We start from the raw sequence: 15,250 nt of genomic DNA, 5'->3' as shown, positions 1-15,250 counted from the left end.
GTGTGGGCCAGGTGTTTTCGACCACGGTTTCGGGCCACGCCGCCGGCTCTGGCCTGTTGCGCGGGGACCTGGTCGGCGCGCCCTGGCTGACCGGTGGCGCCTTCGGGGTCGAGGGCTCGCTGGTCACGCTGCTGGTGCTGGCCGCCGCCGCTGTGTGCGCCTGGCGCCTGGCCCGCGCGCGCCAGGCGTGACGGCCGGCCGGTCGCTTTTTGCCGGGCCGCCCCCAAGCTTGTGGCGGCGGGTGACGAAATCCAGGGCCTACATCACCCCCAGCGTTCCCAGCCAGGCTTCCACCAGGCGGGGCCATTGCGACACCGGCAGCTTGCTCGGCCGCAGGCCGAAGGCGTGGCCGCCCTGGGCATAGGCGTGCAGTTCCACCGGCACGCCCGCCTGCTTCAGCCCCATGTAGTAGCTCAGCGAATCCTCGACCCTGTCGACATGGTCGTCCCCGTTTTGCAGAAGGAAGGTCGGCGGGGTCTGGCGGGTGATATGGCTTTTGATGACGGGGTTGAGCGCGATGGCGCCTTTGGTCACGGACAGATGCCCGGGATAAATGGCGACGGCGAAATCCGGCCGGGCGCTTTCCTGGTCCGCCGCGTCCACCGGTGCATAGAGGCGATCATTGAAGTGCGTGCTGATTTCCGCCACCAGGAATCCGCCCGCTGAAAAGCCGAGCACGCCGATCTTGTGCGGATCGACGTGCCATTCGGCGGCGTGGGCGCGGACCAGCCGCATGCCGCGCTGGGCGTCCTGCAACGATGGCACGGACAGATCCAGATTGTGCGGACGGCAATCGCATTGCCAGACGTAGGGGATGCTGGGCACGCGGTATTTCAGCACGACACAGGTGACGCCCTTGGACGTCAGCCAGTCGCACACCTCGGTGCCTTCCAGATCGATGGCCAGAATCTGGAAGCCCCCGCCGGGAAACACGACGACGGCGGCGCCGGTGTTGGGCCCCTTGGCCGGATAGACGGTCATGGTGGGCTGCGCAACATTCTCCACCACCGTCATCGAGCCATCCGGTTTCGTGCGCACCGTCTCCGGCCCGGGGAGGGGCTGCGCGCCGGGGGCGGCGCCCGGCCAGAGCGGGGTTTGCGTCTGGCCGGCCGGGGGTTGCCAAACGGGGGCCTGGGCCAGGACGGGGGCGCTGGCCACCAGGGACAGGATGGCGACAAGCAGCGGGACGCGACGGTTCATCGGTGGGCCTTCTGGTTCATGGACGCGGCAGGGCTAGGGACGCCGGGCAGGCGGCGACAGCGGCGGTGGCGAGGGCAGAATGCCGTCGCCATCGTATTTTTCCTCGTGCGGATTTATGGGCGTATGCCCCTAGACCGTTATGATCGTTGGGTTTGATTGGCGGCACAACCGACGATACCTTGGCCGCATCCCAAGTTTTCCTCAGGATTGGCCATGACCCTCAGCGCCATTTCCCTGAACGCCCTGCGGGCCTTCGAGTCAGCCTCCCGCCATCTCAGCCTGACCCGGGCGGCGGAGGAACTCCATGTGACCCAATCGGCGGTCAGCCATCAGGTGCGGGCCTTGGAGGAACAATTGGGCGTCAGCCTGTTCCGGCGCAGCACCAAGGGCCTGATCCTCACCGATGAAGGGCAGGCGCTGGCGCCCGCCATCGTCTCCGCCTTCGCCACGATGGACCGCATGCTGACGGCCGTCAGCGCCACGGGGCCCATGGAGACCGTGAACCTGGGCGTGGTCGGGACCTTCGCCGTCGGTTTCCTGTTCGCGCGCCTGGCGGATTTCCGGACACGGCATCCGCGCGTCGACCTGCGGATCATGACCAACAACAACAAGGTGGACCTGTGGACGGAAAGCCTGGATCTGGCCATCCGCTTCGGCGATGGCGCCTGGCACGGCGTCGAGGCCCGGCACCTGATGGACGCGCCGATGACGCCGCTGTGCTCACCGGCCATCGCCGCCGCCCTGTCGGCGCCGCACGATCTGGCGCGGTTTCCCCTGCTGCGGTCCTACCGCGCCCAGGATTGGCCGGCGTGGCTGACGGCGGCGGGCGTGCCGGAGGTCACGGCGCGGGGCCCCCTGTTCGACGCCTCCGCCGTGATGGTCCAGGCGGCGATCCACGGGGAGGGGGTGGCGCTGGCCCCGCCCGCCATGTTCCGGCGCGAGCTGGACGAGGGGCGCCTCGTCCAGCCGTTCGCGCTGTGCGTCACGGTCGGGTCCTATTGGCTGACCCGGTTGATGTCCCGGCCACCCACCCCGGGCATCGTGGCGTTTCAGGACTGGATCCTGGGCCTTGTCGCGGCCGAGGGCTGATGAGGCGGCCGGTCTATCGCGCCACCACGGCGGCGGTGTCGACCATGCCGGCGCTGGCCACCTCGCGTTCGGCCTGCATGAAGCCGTAGGTGGGCACGACCTCGTCCGCGCGGTCGGAGATGGCGTCCCAGTTGGCCACCACCTGTTCCCCCGCCCCCTCGCCGGCGCCGATGTAACGGCCGGTGGACAGGGTGACGGCGGCGCGGGCGAAGTGGCCGGCGCCGGCGCACAGGATGGCGCGGGTGGGGGCGTCCTCGCCCACCAGGGCCAGCAGGCCGGGGCTGACCAGGGCCGGATCCAGCAGGTCCAGGCTGGTGCCGGGCAGCACGCCGTGGGTCATCTGGGTGGCGGCGGTGGGGGCCAGGCAGTTGACCCGGATGCCGTACTTCTCGCCCTCGATGGCCAGGGTCTGCATCAGGCCGACCAGGGCCATCTTGGCGGCGCCGTAGTTGGCCTGGCCGAAATTGCCGTAGAGGCCGGAGGAGGACGTGGTCATGACGATGCGGCCGTGGCGCTGCGCCCGCATGATTTCCCACACCGCCTTGCTGCAGATGACCGCCCCCATCAGGTGGACGTCCACCACCAGGCGGAAATCGTCCAGCGTCATCTTGGCGAAGCTCTTGTCCCGCAGGATGCCGGCGTTGTTCACCAGGATGTCGACACGGCCCCAGGCATCCATCACCTGCCGCACCATCGCCGCCACCGCTGCCTCATCGGTCACCGAGGCGGCGATGGCCAGGGCGTGGCCGCCGCGCGCCCGGATTTCGCCGGCCACCGTCTCCGCCGCGGCGGCGCCCAGGTCGTTCACCACCACCTTGGCCCCCTGGCTGGCCAGGTACAGCGCGTGCGCCCGGCCCAGGCCGCCCCCGGCCCCGGTGACGATGGCGACATGATCCTCCAACGGCCGCATGTTCCCCTCCCGCATCGTTTTTTCCTCTCGTTGAAAAACTGACTAACAAGTAAGTGAATATCATGGGCGGATCAAGCCCGTGAGGCTGGACCTCTCACCCCTCCTTGGGCTTGCACACCTCCCGCAGGCCGGCGGCCATGAACGCGGCCATGCGCGCCTTGACCGCCGCGAAGTCGTCGGACTTGCACAAGCCGCCCGACAGCTTGTCGATGCGGCCGGTGCGCGCCAGCGTCAGCAGCAGGGCGCCGGTGACGAAGTGATAGCCCCAGAAGATGTCCTCCTCGGCGCAGCCGGGCAGGGCCTTCTTCAACAGGCCGATCAGGCGCAGCACCACAGGATCGAAGTGCTGGTCCATCAGGTCCGCCCCCCATTCGGGGGTGTTGGCCACCTGCGCGCTCAGCGCCGCGTAGTTCTTCCAGCCTTCCCCGCCCTCGATATAAAGGTCGAGGTCGGTGTCGAGGAAGGCGTGCAGGGCGCCCTCCACCGTCGGCTTGCCGGCGGTGGCGGCGTCATACTCGTCCAGCGCCTGGATGCGCCGGGTGCTGGTGACGGCGGCGCGCCGGGCGAACACGGCGTCGAACAGCTTCTTCTTGTCCTCGAAGTAATAGTTCAGCAGCGTGTGGTGCACGCCCACGCGCTTGGCCACGTCCTTCAGCGTGACGCCGTACAGCCCATGCTTGGAGAAGAGATACTCGGCTTCATCGAGGATCTGTTCCATCATCTCGGCCCGCTGCTCGGCCTTGGTCGTGCGGCGGCGGGGTTTCGCTTGTTCAGATGCCACGCAATCTTTCCGTCCTGGCTGTCCGGCGGCGGCCTGTCGTCGGTCGGGCCGCCGGCCGCCTCAACCGTCTCCATAGTCGGCCCTCAGGCGGATTTTATCGATCTTGCCGGTCGATGCCAGGGGCATATGCGCCAGGCGCACCACCGCGTCGGGGATCCACCAGGGCGCCACCTTGCCGCGCAGGGGGGCCAGCAGGTCCTCGTCGCTGATCGCCTGGTTGCCGCACAGCTCCACCAGCAGCACGGGACGTTCCCCCCATTTTTCGTCCGTCCGGCCGATGACGGCGGCCAGCGACACCTGGGGCAGGGCGCCCACCACCGCCTCGATCTCCGCCGGGTTGATCCATTCGCCGCCGGATTTGATCAGGTCCTTGGCCCGGCCGGTGATGAACAGGTTGCCGTTCGCGTCGATGCGCGCCAGGTCGCCGGTGACGAACCAGCCGGCGGCATCGGTGGCGGAGTCCTCCTGCCCGAAATAGCGCTGGATGACGGAGGCGCCGCGCACCCGCAGGTGGCCCTCCACCTCCCGCTGTTCCGGCAGGGGGGTGCCGTCCGGGTCGGTCAGCAGCAGGTCCACGCCCACCGCCGGCCGGCCGGCGATGGCGGCGGCGCGCGCCGGGTCGCCCGGCGGCGTCACCGTGCCGGAGGGCGACATCTCCGTCATGCCCCAGCTGGTCTGGACGGTCACGCCCAGGCGGCTTTCGATGCGCCGCATCAGGGCCGGGGCCAGGGGTGCCCCGCCCACCAGGATGCGCTTCAGGCTGGGCAGGTCGATGCCGGCGGCCTCCACATGCTCCACCAGGCCCAGCCAGACGGTGGGCACGCCCACCGCCACCGTCACCCCCTCCGCCGCGATCAGCCGCGCCAGGCTGGCGCCGTCGGCGTGCCGGCCGGGCAGCACCAGCTTGGCCCCCACCGCCGGTGCCGCGAAGGGCAGGCCCCAGGCGTTGGCGTGGAACATGGGCACCACGGCCAGCACGCTGTCGGTGCCGGAAAAGGCCATGACGTCGGCCTGCAGGATGCGCAGGGTGTGCAGGAAGCTGGAGCGGTGGGTGTAGGTCACCCCCTTGGGCGCGCCAGTGGTGCCGGAGGTGAAGCACAGGCCGGACGGCGCGTCCTCGGTGAATTCGCCCCAGGCGGCGTCGGTCGGCGCCCCGGCGATCAGGGGTTCCAGCGCTGCGGCGGGGGGTGCCTCCGCCGGCCAGACGGCGTCATCCACCCCGCCGTCGATGACCAGCACGCGTTCCAGCCCTGGCGCGTGGTCCGCGATGCGCCGGGCCAGGGGCAGCAGGTCGGCGCTGGCCACCAGCACGCGGGCGTCGGACTGCACCACCATGGCGGCCAACTGGGCGCCCGTCAGGCGCGGGTTCAGGGTGTGGCAGACGGCGCCCAGGCCCATGATGGCGTACCAGGCTTCCACATGCGCCTGGGTGTTCCAGGCCAGGGTGGCGACGCGGTCGCCCCGGCGCACGCCGAAGCCGGCCAGCAGGCCGGAAACGGCCAGGCTGCGCGTTTTCAGGTCGGCATAGCCGATGCGGTCGCGGCCGTGCTCGCGCGCCGTGACCACCTCGGCGCGGGGGTGCCACTTGGCGGCATGGTGCAGGAACTTGTCCAGCGTCAGGGCGTAGTCCTGCATGGCTCCATCCATCATAGGCAGGTCGATCATCGGCATCCCGCCACCTTCGCCAGGACGGGGGAGAGGAGGCCGGTGTTCCAGTTCCAGGGCTGGTCACCGGCGGCCCAGCGCCGGCACATCGCCGCCTCCTGCAGATCGTAGCTGCCGGGCAGCGGGTGGGTGGCCGGCTGGGGCGTGGCCGCGAAGTGCATGTAGGCGGCATCGGCGCCATAGCGCGGCCACGTCGGCTGGCCGGCGGCGGCGGGCGTGCCCGTCTTGGCGAACGACGTCCAGTAGCCCGTCATGGCGGCGGAGAGGCGCTGTTCGTCGCCCGTGTCCGGCACCTTGGGCCAATAGGGCGGCGTGGCATTCGCCGTGCCGAAGACATAGGGGATTTCCGAGGCGTGGAAGCCGTGCAGGCCCTTGTCATCCGCGGCGGGATAGCCGTGGTCGAAATAATAGAGAAAGGCCGATTGGCCCAGCGCCGTCTGCTTCACCGCCAGCCGTTCCGCCGTCCAGGCGTACATGGCGTCACGGGTGTTGGCCAGGATGCTCTCGCCCATGTCACGGCTCGGGTACAGCGTCAGGTACTCGTCCGCCAGGTCGCCATAGCGGGCGCGGATGGTCGCCTCATAGGTCGCGGCGTCGGCCGGCGGCGGCGGGGCCAGGAAACGCAGGGACCGGATCTCCCCGCTGTTGAAACCGGCCATCAGCGGCACGGGCGCCTGCTCCCTGCGGTCGAACACCTCCACCAGCTGGCGGGGCAGGGTGCGGCCGTCGATGGTGCCGAAGGGGGCGTAGCCGGCCTTGGCGGCGGCGGTGGTCAGGGCCTCCGCCGCCATGGCCCGCAGCGCCGCGATGTCGGCGGCGCCCAGCGCGGCGGCGACATGGGCGCCGATGGCCTCCGCCGCCTGCTCGCCATGGCGGGGGGCCTTCAGCTCGGGCGTGGAGATCATGTAGGCGCTCTGGGCGATGGCCTTGTGGAACAGGCCGCGCGCCGGCGGGGCCGCCATCAGGTACATGACGCTGAGGCCGCCGGCCGACTCCCCGGCGATGGTGACGTTGCCGGCGTCGCCGCCGAAGGCGCCGATGTTGCGCCGGACCCAGCGCAAGGCCGCGATCTGGTCCAGCAGGCCATAGTTGCCGGAGACGCCGTCGGGGGATTCGGCACTCAGCGCCGGGTGGGCCAGATAGCCCAGCACGCCCAGGCGATAGTTGATGGAGACGACGATCACGCCCCGCGCCGCCAGCGTGGCGCCGTCATACAGGGTCTCGCTGCTGGCGCCGCTGACCAGGGCGCCGCCGTGGATCCACACCAGCACCGGCGCCTTTTTTGCGCCTTTGGGCGCCCAGACGTTCAGGGTCAGGCAGTCCTCCGCCATCTTGGCCGGCGGGTCGGCGTACAGGCTGCCGGGGCGGGGGGCGGGCTGCACGCAGGCGGCGCCATACTCCCGCGCCGGGCGCACGCCGTTCCAGGCCGGCAGCTCCGCCGGGGGCTTCCAGCGCAGCGGCCCCACCGGCGGCTGGGCATAGGGGATGCCCTTGAAGACGTCCAGGTCGCCCACGGCCTCGCCCGCCACGGTGCCGGCGGGCGCTTTGACCACCGGATCGACGGCGGCGACCGCCCCGCCCGCCAGCAGCAGGGCGGCGGCGCAGACCCCCTGGCGCCAAAGGGCCTGGCGTAAAAAGATAATCATCATAAATCTCCAGTCCGGGTCGCTTCCCGCCGCAGCGCCCGCGCCAAGGCCAGGAACAGCAGGACCGCCAGGCCGTAGAACGGCACCAGCGTGTAGAAGGCGAGTTGCAGGGAGTTCTGGGGGTGGCTGGCGCGCAGCAGGTCGCTGACGGCGCCCAGGTATGTCGGCCCCAGGCCCAGGCCGATCAGGTTCATGACCAGCAGCAGCAGGGCGCCGGACAGCACGCGCTGGTCCGGCCGCACCTCCTGCTGCACCAGGGCCACGGCCGGGGACAGGTAGAAGTAGTTGAAGAAGGTGGGGCCGATCAGGAACAGCAGGGCCAGGGGCCAGCTGGGCGCCCAGACGAAGCCGATGAAGAAGGGCACCGCCGCGCACAGGGCCAGCGCGGGCACCAGCGCGTAGCTCTGCTTGGCCCGCGTCCCGAACCGGTCGATCAACCGCCCGGAGACGTACATGCCCGCGCTGACGCCGACGCCGATCAGCAGGGCGTAGTAGACCGCCACCTGGGTCAGCGCCATGCCCTTTTCCCGCATCAGGAACAGGGTGGTGAAGTTCAGCAGGGCGTAGGTGACGAACTGGGTGGCGCCGGTGGCCAGCGCCGTCAGCAGCAGGGCGGGGCGGGTGAAGAACATCACCACGGTTTCCCGGAACCCCGCCTTGGCGGCGGGGGTGACGGGCGCGGCCGGAACGCTTTCGGCGGGCGCGCTTTCGGCGGGCGCGACATCCAGCCCGCCGCGCTTCGGCTCCCGCACCAGCAGGATGACCGCCAGGGCGGTGGCCACGCCCACGGCGCCCAGCAGCTGGAAGGCGCTCCGCCAGCTGTACGCGGCGGCGATGGCGGCGCCGAAGGCGACACCCATGGCCTGGCCCAGGGGCGGCCCGAAATTATAGAGGCCCAGCGCCGTGCCGCGCCGTCCCGGCGGGAAATAGTCGGTGATGATGGCGTAGGACGGCGGCACGCCCCCGGCCTCCCCGACCCCCACCGCCATGCGCGCCGCCACCAGCTGCGGATAGGCCGAGGCCATGCCGCAGGCGATGGTGGCCGCACTCCACAGGGCGCAGGCGATGGACAGCACCCGCACCCGGTTGGTCCGGTCCGCCAGCCAGGCCACGGGGATGGAGATGAAGCAGTAGAAGACCGCGAAATACAGGCCGCTGATCAGGCCCAGCTGGCCATCGGTGACGCCCAAATCATCCTGGATGGGCTTGGCCAGGATGGACAGCAACTGCCGGTCCAGGAAGTTCAGGACGTAGACGAAGCACAGCATGCCCAGCACGAACCACGCCCGTCCCCCCGGCGGCGCGGGGGGCGCCGCCGGGGAAAACGGGGTTGACGGTGGCGCGTCGGGTGCCGGAAGCGGTTCGGACACGGCCATCGCTCACAGCCCGTAGGTCAGGCGGATGCCCGTGGTGCGCGGGCGCATGGTGCCGTAGCGGTTGGCCAGGAAGGCCTCGGGGTGGATGTAGGTGATGGAATGGTCGTCCAGCAGGTTCTCGACATAGGCCGTGGCCGTCCATTTGTCCCGCGCCACGCTGAACGTCATGTTCACGTTCTGGTAGCTGTCGGTGTAGCCGTAGGTGGGGTTCATGGTGGTCGGCTGCCCCGGCACGTGCGGGAACTCGCTGGGGAAGGATCCCACGTGCTGCAGGTTGACGGCGACATTGCCCAGCATGTCCGGCGTCAGGTCGAAGGTGTATTGGGCGAACACCGATCCCTGCCACTTGGGGAAGGACAGGCGCGCGCCCAGCACCGCGCCGGAAATGGCGGCCTCCGCCGCGCTCAGCTTGGTCACGCGGCTATCGTTGTAGGAGGCGTTGAAGCCCAGGGTCAGGCCCGTCACCGGCATGGCGGCGATCTCCACCTCCACGCCCTTGCTCTGCGCCGCGCCGATGTTGGTGGCGAACTGCACGCTGTCCGACACGCGATTGGCCTGCACCTGGATGTTGCTCCAGTCGATCAGGTACAGGGCCAGGTTGGCCGTCAGCTCCCCGCCGAACCAGCGGCTCTTGGCGCCGATCTCATAATTGGTGAGGTCATCCGAATCCGCCCCGTTGGGGATGATCAGGTCCTTGGCGTTGACCACGCTGGCCCGCCCGGCATAGGCGTTGACCACCGGGGCGCGGAAGCCGGTGGCGATGGTGGCGTAGGTCGTCAGCTCCGGAATGGGCTTGAATGAGGCGCTGACCTTGTAGGACGGCTGGCTGCCCTCCGCCTTCACGCCGGTGGCCGGCGCCACCGAGGTGATGGTCAACGGACCCGGTACGCCGGTGAGCGCGTTCACCAGATAGTTGGAGTTGTAGCCGCCCTGGGTGAAGGCCTGGGCGTCGGTGCTGCCATAGCGCAGGCCGCCGGTCAGCCAGAACTGGTCCGTGAAATGGTAGCTGACCTCGCCGAAGCCGGCCAGTTCGTGTGACTTCGCGTAGGTGTAAGTGCGCTGGTAGTACTGGTCCGGCACCCCGGTCATGCCGTGGGCCTTCAGGTAGGCCAGGGACGAGCGGTAGAGGTAGTCCACGTCCAGGCGGCGGTCCAGGTAGAAGGTGCCGATGGTCCAGTCCCACTTGCCGCCCGGGTCGGACGACAGCCGCGCCTCCTCCACGAAGGTGTTCTGGAAGGCGGAGGCGTCCAGGCCGAAGGGGATGGCGCCGGCGAAGGTGCCGGCCAGGTCGACGAAGAACTTCTGGTCGAATTCCGACCAGGTGGTCGAACTGGTGAAGTGGCCGAAATCGAACTGATAGTCGATGGTGCCGTTGCCGGTGGCCAGCTTGCCGGTGAACAGGTCGGGCTCGTTGGAGTTGCGCTTGTCCCGGCCCAGCTTGGTGTCGACCAGCGCGCTGTCGTGGGGATTGCTGTCCTCATAGGAGGCCAGCAGCTTGACCTGCAGCCGGTCCGTCGCCTTCCACAGCAGGCTCATGCGCCCGCCGTCGTCGATCAGGGTGTTGGAATTGTGGACGTTGGTCCCGATGTTGTCGACATAGCCTTCCTCATGCCGGTGGAAGCCCACGACGCGTAGGGCCAGCTTGTCCTCCACCAGGGGCACGTTGACCATGGCGTTGTAGCGCTGGCGCCAGGAATCCGACCCCGTCAGGCCGAAATCGACCAGGGCGCTGGTGTCGTATTTCTCCAGGTCCGGGCTTTTCAGCAGGATGCGCAGCGCCCCGGACAGGGAGCCGGAACCGAACAGCGTGCCCTGGGGGCCGCGCAGGAACTCCACCCGCTCCACATCGAACAGGTTGGGGTCGATGACCGTGGTGTTGCCGATGGTGGAGATGGGCAACTCGTCGATATAGATGGCGACGGTGCTCTGCAGGTTGGCGCCATAGCCGTTGGTGGCGATGCCGCGCGCCGTGAAGTTGTTGAAGTTGGCGGTGGGCTTGTTCAGCACCACGCCCGGCGTCTCCCGCGCCAACCCCTCGTACCCGACGATGCCCTGCTTGGTCATTTCCTCCTGCGAAAAGGCGGTGACGCTCAGCGGCACGTCCTGCAGGCGCTCCGGCCGGCGGGTGGCGGTGACGACGATCTCCTGAAGACTGTCGGCCGCCAGCGGGTCGCGCCCTACCACCGGTACGGCGCCACCCGTGCGGCGCCGGCCGCCGGGCGGGCCTGTTGCGCCAGCGTCGGCGCGGAAATGGTGAACAGCGTAACCGCGCAAGCGGACGCGAGTAGCCTTGCCCTCATGGACGCTCTCCCTCCCCAGATCGCCGATCACATGCCGGCGTGTGTCAGCACCATGGGGCAGGCCCGGGGCAAAGTCAACATTCACTCTCACGTGTGTGAATATCTTTGTGCGGGCCCCGTGGCCCAGGCGGCCCGGCTTTGAGGATGCCCATGAAATAGGAAAGTTTGACCCATGGCGTGAGAACCGGCGGTTCTTCTCGCGCTATGGGCCAAGCCAGTCTTGGGTCTGGGCGGTTTGGGGAGCGGCGGTTATGGGCCGGGAGCGGACTGACGGTTAACGGTACAGAGAACGCCGAAAGCTGACCTCCTGTAGCCGACCTCTTGTCGGCCGTTTCGGCAGAAATATTTCCACCATATTGTGTATGTTGATCCTGCGCGAACACGCGCAGTACACTCTCGGCAAAAGGGAGGTTTCTGTGCGTCGTACCAAACACCGCGTGTCAGAATGTCACTAGAAATCAGAGACGAGATCCGTAAAAGCGGCTACATATTTCTCAGCAGTTATAGGCCGGACAACAGCATCGTCGAGATTGCCGAAGATTTTGGCAAGCCCTTGAAGCCATGGGAAGATGGATTCATCCAGACGCTCGTGCCGCTCAGCGAGGCTGCGCCTAACAGCTATAGCGGTATTTTCGGCTTCAATCGTTTCCCTTTTCATTCGGATCTCGCCCACTGGCGCATACCACCGCGCTATCTCCTTTTGCGTTGTGTCACCGGCTATTCAGATATTCCGACATCGCTGGTCGACGGGCTCGACCTTGTCGACGCTATTACCCTCGACATTCTGTCGCGTGCCATCTTCAAACCGCGAAGACCGCGTGACGGGAGCATCTCGCTCCTACGCCTCTGCGAGCCTGTCGAAGATGTCCTGCGGGTTCGCTGGGACGAAGTCTTCCTGAAACCGGCGAGTAGGATCGGCGAGGTCGCCGACCTTCGTGTTCGCGAATGGCTTTCGACATGTACGCCGACCGCGATGTCGCTGGCCCAAACTCATGACACGCTACTGATCGATAATTGGCGGATGCTGCATGCCCGCTCCCCAATTCTTCCCGGGCGCGAAAGCCGAAGGATCGAACGCGTGTATTTGGAGGCACTACATTGAGAAAGTTGATTTTACCCGGTACGACACCGGCCTCGTGCGATCCGGACGCGCTCTATCTCAAGGCAGAGCGCTACATCCAGCATATGAGCACATTCGACAGCGACAGCTGGGAACATGCCCTGTGGTCCAGTCTTGCGCTCGAATTTCTCGCACGCGCCGCGCTCGCTAATGTCAGTCCCGCCCTGATCGCGGACACGGACAAGAGCTGGTCGAGCTTGTATCACGCGCTAGGTTTCACTCCGACGGAGGAGCGGTTCGCGCCAAAATCGATCGCCGTCAGCGAGGTCTTTAAGCGGCTCTCTGCCATCCTCCCGGATTTCGCCAAAGAGCATGAAAGTTTCGGCGTCCAGCATACGGGCCGCCGCAACGCCGAGCTTCATACGGGCGAGCTTGCCTTCGACGGGATAAAAGGATCGTCCTGGCAGCCACGCTTCTATCAAACCTGTGAGATTCTCCTCGCCTCGATGGGGGCGACGCTTGAGGATTTCCTCGGGGAAAATGAAGCGAATGTCGCTACGAAGTTAATCGCCGCCGCGGTCGACGAAAGCGCGAAGGCAGTGAAAGGCGAAGTCGATGCCCACAAAAGGGTCTGGCTCGCCAAGTCCCGCGATGAGCGCAACACACTGGCCTCACAGGCTGCGGTCTGGGCCACGCGGTATGCCGGCCATCGCGTCGATTGTCCCGCCTGCACCTCTCAGGCACTCGTACTGGGCGAACCGGTCTCCGCTCCACAGCAACGGCTGAGCGACGGCGAGATCACCGAAACCCAGGAATTTCTGCCCGATCGGTTCGAATGCGTCGCGTGCGGGCTCAAGATAAGCGCCCTGTCGCGTCTCGCGGTGGTTGGTTTGAGTGATCGCTACAAGAAAACGCAAGTCTACGACGCTGCAGAATATTATGCGCCGGAAGATGATTATTCCGGATATGAAGATGATAACAACGAACGCTAAACGTCGTCGCTCGGCACGGTCGGCGTGGTAGACTGGCCGGTGTTAGGCTTGGGAGGGTAAATGGCCGGCGAGGAACACGTATCTGTCGCGGTGAGAGACGATTTTGTCGCGCGGCAGACCAAGGCGAAACCGGTGCCTGCGCTTGCGGAGTTGCTGTGGAACAGCCTCGATGGCGACGCCACCGAGGTATCGGTCGAGTTCGCGCACAATGATCTCGCAGGTGGCATGTCGAAAATCGTCATCTACGACAATGGTGACGGATTTTCCCGCAGCGAAGCCCGTGCTCTTTTCGGCAATCTCGGTGGCTCCTGGAAACGCCATGTCCGCCAGACCAAACGCAACCACCGTATGATCCACGGCCAGGAGGGTCGCGGCCGCTACAAGGCGTTCGCCCTCGGCCAGTCGGTCATATGGAAGGTCTGCTATGACGATACGTTCGGCCGTAAGGCGTTCGAGGTTCAACTCCTCGAGTCCGATCTCACCGACGTCACCATCACCGAGGAAGCGCCAGCGCCTGGACGCTCAACTGGGGTTATCGTCGAAATCAACGATCTCCGGCGTGATTTCAAGACCTTAGAGAACGAAGACGGCCTGCAGGATCTGAACGAGATTTTCGCACTCTATTTGATGAACTATCGAGGCGTGTCGATCTCGATCGCCGGCCAAAGGCTCGATCCCGAGAAGGTTATCGCCAGTCACCACAAATCGTCACTGCCGCCTATCGAGAAGGATGATGGCACCCGGCACAATGTTGAGCTCGAAGTCATCGAATGGCGAACGGATGCGCGGCGAGTCCTCTATCTCTGCTCAGAGGGCAGCTTTCCGTTCGATCAAGTCGAAACGCGCTTCCACATTCCCGGCTTTTCTTTCTCCGCCTATCTGAAATCTACCTATGTCGAGGAATTGAACAACGAAGAACGCGTTGCGCTCTCGGAGATGGATCCCTTGCTGAGCGCAGCCGTCGAAAATGCCCGCTCGGCAATCAAGGACTATTTTCGCGACAAATCGGCAGAAAAGGCGCGATCCTTGGTCGACGAGTGGATCGCCGAAGACGTCTATCCCTATCGCGGCACGCCGCAGAACACCGTCGAGAAGGTCGAGCGTCAGGTGTTCGACATCGTCGCGGTCCAGGTTCAGGAGCTTGCGCCCGATCTCGGCATTAGCTCGGCAAAAGCGAAGGCGCTGCATCTTCGCATGCTGCGTAGCGCCATCGAGCGCGGACCACAGGAGTTGCAGCTCATCTTGAAGGAGGTTCTGGATCTGCCGGCCCGTAAGCAGAAGGAGCTTGCAAACCTTCTGCAAGAAACGACGCTGTCCGCGATCATCACCGCCGCCAAAACCGTCGCCGATCGATTGAAGTTCATATCTGCGATCGAGTCCATCGTCTTCGACCCGGAAACCAAAGGCCGATTGAAGGAACGCACCCAGCTACACAAAATCCTCGCTGAAAATACCTGGGTGTTCGGAGAGGAGTATAATCTTTGGGTGAGCGACAAGGATCTCCGCCGCGTCCTAGAAAAGCATCGCGACCATCTCGATCCGAACATCGCGATCGACGAGCCGGTGAAAGTGATCGGCAAGACGCGCGGCATCATCGACCTGATGTTCTCTCGCTCGACGCGACGGCATCGAGCCAACGACATTGAGCACATGATCGTCGAGCTCAAGGCGCCGAAGGTTAAGATCGGCGCCGACGAGATCACGCAGGCAAAAAAATATGCGATCGCAGTCACGTCAGACGAGCGGTTCTCGACCGTTGACGGCGTGCGCTGGCACTTCTGGCTGGTCTCCAACGCCTATGATGACTTCGCAAAGCATGAGATCGAAAGTGGTCCAGATCGAGAGCGCCGCCTGATCGCGCGGGGGCCGCGGCATATCGTCGGTATCAAGACCTGGGGCGAGATCATTGAGGAAAATCGGGCTCGGCTTCAGTTCTTCCAAGAGCATCTACAGCATTCTGCTGACGAAAGTACCGCGATCAGATATCTGCAGGAAAAACATAGCCAGTTTCTGGAGGGTGTCATTGTCGATGACGCCGACGAAAATGGTGGTGATCAGCCGGAGGCTTTGACGCCGGATGCGGCTAAGAGAAATGCCTAGCTAAAATTGAGGTGTTAGCAGCTTGTCGGTCCGCAGTGGCGGAGTGTCGGGTAACTCGGTCTTCCCGCGAAAAGCTGCCGGTCGGCTTTCCCCAAACGCGCAATCGTCGCTACATGAATGACGTCAGCTTC

The 15,250-nt window shown here is 66.1% G+C and carries 11 protein-coding genes and 1 pseudogene; 5 read left to right on the top strand and 7 right to left on the bottom strand.

Annotated elements, in window-relative coordinates; translation table 11 throughout:
* Positions 1-191 (top strand): annotated as a pseudogene (locus I55_RS02490) (CPBP family intramembrane glutamate endopeptidase); the annotation flags it as partial.
* Positions 192-258: 67 nt separating this feature from the next.
* Here I55_RS02490 and I55_RS02485 read toward each other — a convergent pair.
* A complete protein-coding gene (locus I55_RS02485) occupies positions 259-1,200 on the bottom strand; it encodes an alpha/beta hydrolase (protein ID WP_044558899.1) in 942 nt (313 codons plus the stop codon).
* Between the two features lie 213 nt (positions 1,201-1,413).
* Here I55_RS02485 and I55_RS02480 point away from each other — a divergent pair, with 213 nt between their 5' ends.
* A complete protein-coding gene (locus tag I55_RS02480) occupies positions 1,414-2,289 on the top strand; it encodes a LysR family transcriptional regulator (RefSeq protein WP_044558897.1) in 876 nt (291 codons plus the stop codon).
* Positions 2,290-2,302: 13 nt separating this feature from the next.
* Here the strand turns inward: I55_RS02480 and I55_RS02475 are convergent, their stop codons facing one another.
* The 6 genes from I55_RS02475 to I55_RS02450 all read right to left on the bottom strand — a co-directional run bounded on the left by I55_RS02475 (position 2,303) and on the right by I55_RS02450 (position 10,941).
* Complete coding sequence (locus tag I55_RS02475) at positions 2,303-3,214, bottom strand: SDR family NAD(P)-dependent oxidoreductase (protein ID WP_199902428.1); 912 nt, start codon at positions 3,212-3,214, stop codon at positions 2,303-2,305.
* A 79-nt stretch (positions 3,215-3,293) separates the two neighbouring features.
* Positions 3,294-3,980 carry a TetR/AcrR family transcriptional regulator gene (locus tag I55_RS02470; protein ID WP_199902427.1) on the bottom strand — a complete coding sequence of 229 codons (687 nt, stop codon included), beginning with the start codon at positions 3,978-3,980 and terminating at the stop codon, positions 3,294-3,296.
* Positions 3,981-4,040: 60 nt separating this feature from the next.
* Positions 4,041-5,645, bottom strand: coding sequence for an AMP-binding protein (locus I55_RS02465; protein ID WP_252180987.1), 1,605 nt, complete (start codon positions 5,643-5,645; stop codon positions 4,041-4,043).
* The gene (locus I55_RS02460; RefSeq protein ID WP_252180986.1) at positions 5,642-7,294 is read right to left on the bottom strand and encodes a carboxylesterase/lipase family protein; all 1,653 of its coding nucleotides are present in this window, start codon (positions 7,292-7,294) and stop codon (positions 5,642-5,644) included. Before I55_RS02460 ends, I55_RS02465 begins: the two co-directional genes overlap by 4 nt.
* Positions 7,291-8,661 (bottom strand): MFS transporter, encoded by a 1,371-nt coding sequence (locus I55_RS02455; protein ID WP_252180985.1) that lies wholly within the window; start codon positions 8,659-8,661, stop codon positions 7,291-7,293. The genes I55_RS02460 and I55_RS02455 overlap by 4 nt, the downstream gene beginning before the upstream one ends.
* Positions 8,662-8,670: 9 nt before the next feature.
* Entirely contained in the window at positions 8,671-10,941 is a 2,271-nt protein-coding gene (locus I55_RS02450) for a TonB-dependent receptor (protein ID WP_083900786.1), read from the bottom strand.
* 471 nt (positions 10,942-11,412) lie between these two features.
* Here I55_RS02450 and I55_RS34025 point away from each other — a divergent pair, with 471 nt between their 5' ends.
* From I55_RS34025 to I55_RS02440, 3 genes are read left to right on the top strand one after another with little or no spacing between them, the layout of a single operon-like run.
* On the top strand, positions 11,413-12,069 hold the full coding sequence (locus I55_RS34025; RefSeq protein WP_083900785.1) for a hypothetical protein: 657 nt from the start codon (positions 11,413-11,415) through the stop codon (positions 12,067-12,069).
* The gene (locus I55_RS02445; protein WP_044558890.1) at positions 12,066-13,019 is read left to right on the top strand and encodes a hypothetical protein; all 954 of its coding nucleotides are present in this window, start codon (positions 12,066-12,068) and stop codon (positions 13,017-13,019) included. Before I55_RS34025 ends, I55_RS02445 begins: the two co-directional genes overlap by 4 nt.
* A 60-nt stretch (positions 13,020-13,079) precedes the next feature.
* Positions 13,080-15,119 carry an ATP-binding protein gene (locus I55_RS02440; protein WP_044558888.1) on the top strand — a complete coding sequence of 680 codons (2,040 nt, stop codon included), beginning with the start codon at positions 13,080-13,082 and terminating at the stop codon, positions 15,117-15,119.
* Positions 15,120-15,250: the final 131 nt, after the last annotated feature.

The organism is Azospirillum sp. B4 (assembly GCF_000333275.1).
GTDB lineage: Bacteria > Pseudomonadota > Alphaproteobacteria > Azospirillales > Azospirillaceae > Nitrospirillum.
This window is presented reverse-complemented; position numbering and strand designations above follow the sequence as displayed.

Bases quoted from the DNA above. Each gene is read 5' to 3' on its own strand.
- I55_RS34025 (WP_083900785.1), top strand. From the start codon at position 11,413: ATGTCACTAGAAATCAGAGACGAGATCCGTAAAAGCGGCTACATATTT.
- I55_RS02465 (WP_252180987.1), bottom strand. From the start codon at position 5,645: ATGATCGACCTGCCTATGATGGATGGAGCCATGCAGGACTACGCCCTG.
- I55_RS02475 (WP_199902428.1), bottom strand. From the start codon at position 3,214: ATGCGGGAGGGGAACATGCGGCCGTTGGAGGATCATGTCGCCATCGTC.
- I55_RS02480 (WP_044558897.1), top strand. From the start codon at position 1,414: ATGACCCTCAGCGCCATTTCCCTGAACGCCCTGCGGGCCTTCGAGTCA.
- I55_RS02485 (WP_044558899.1), bottom strand. From the start codon at position 1,200: ATGAACCGTCGCGTCCCGCTGCTTGTCGCCATCCTGTCCCTGGTGGCC.
- I55_RS02460 (WP_252180986.1), bottom strand. From the start codon at position 7,294: ATGATGATTATCTTTTTACGCCAGGCCCTTTGGCGCCAGGGGGTCTGC.
- I55_RS02440 (WP_044558888.1), top strand. From the start codon at position 13,080: ATGGCCGGCGAGGAACACGTATCTGTCGCGGTGAGAGACGATTTTGTC.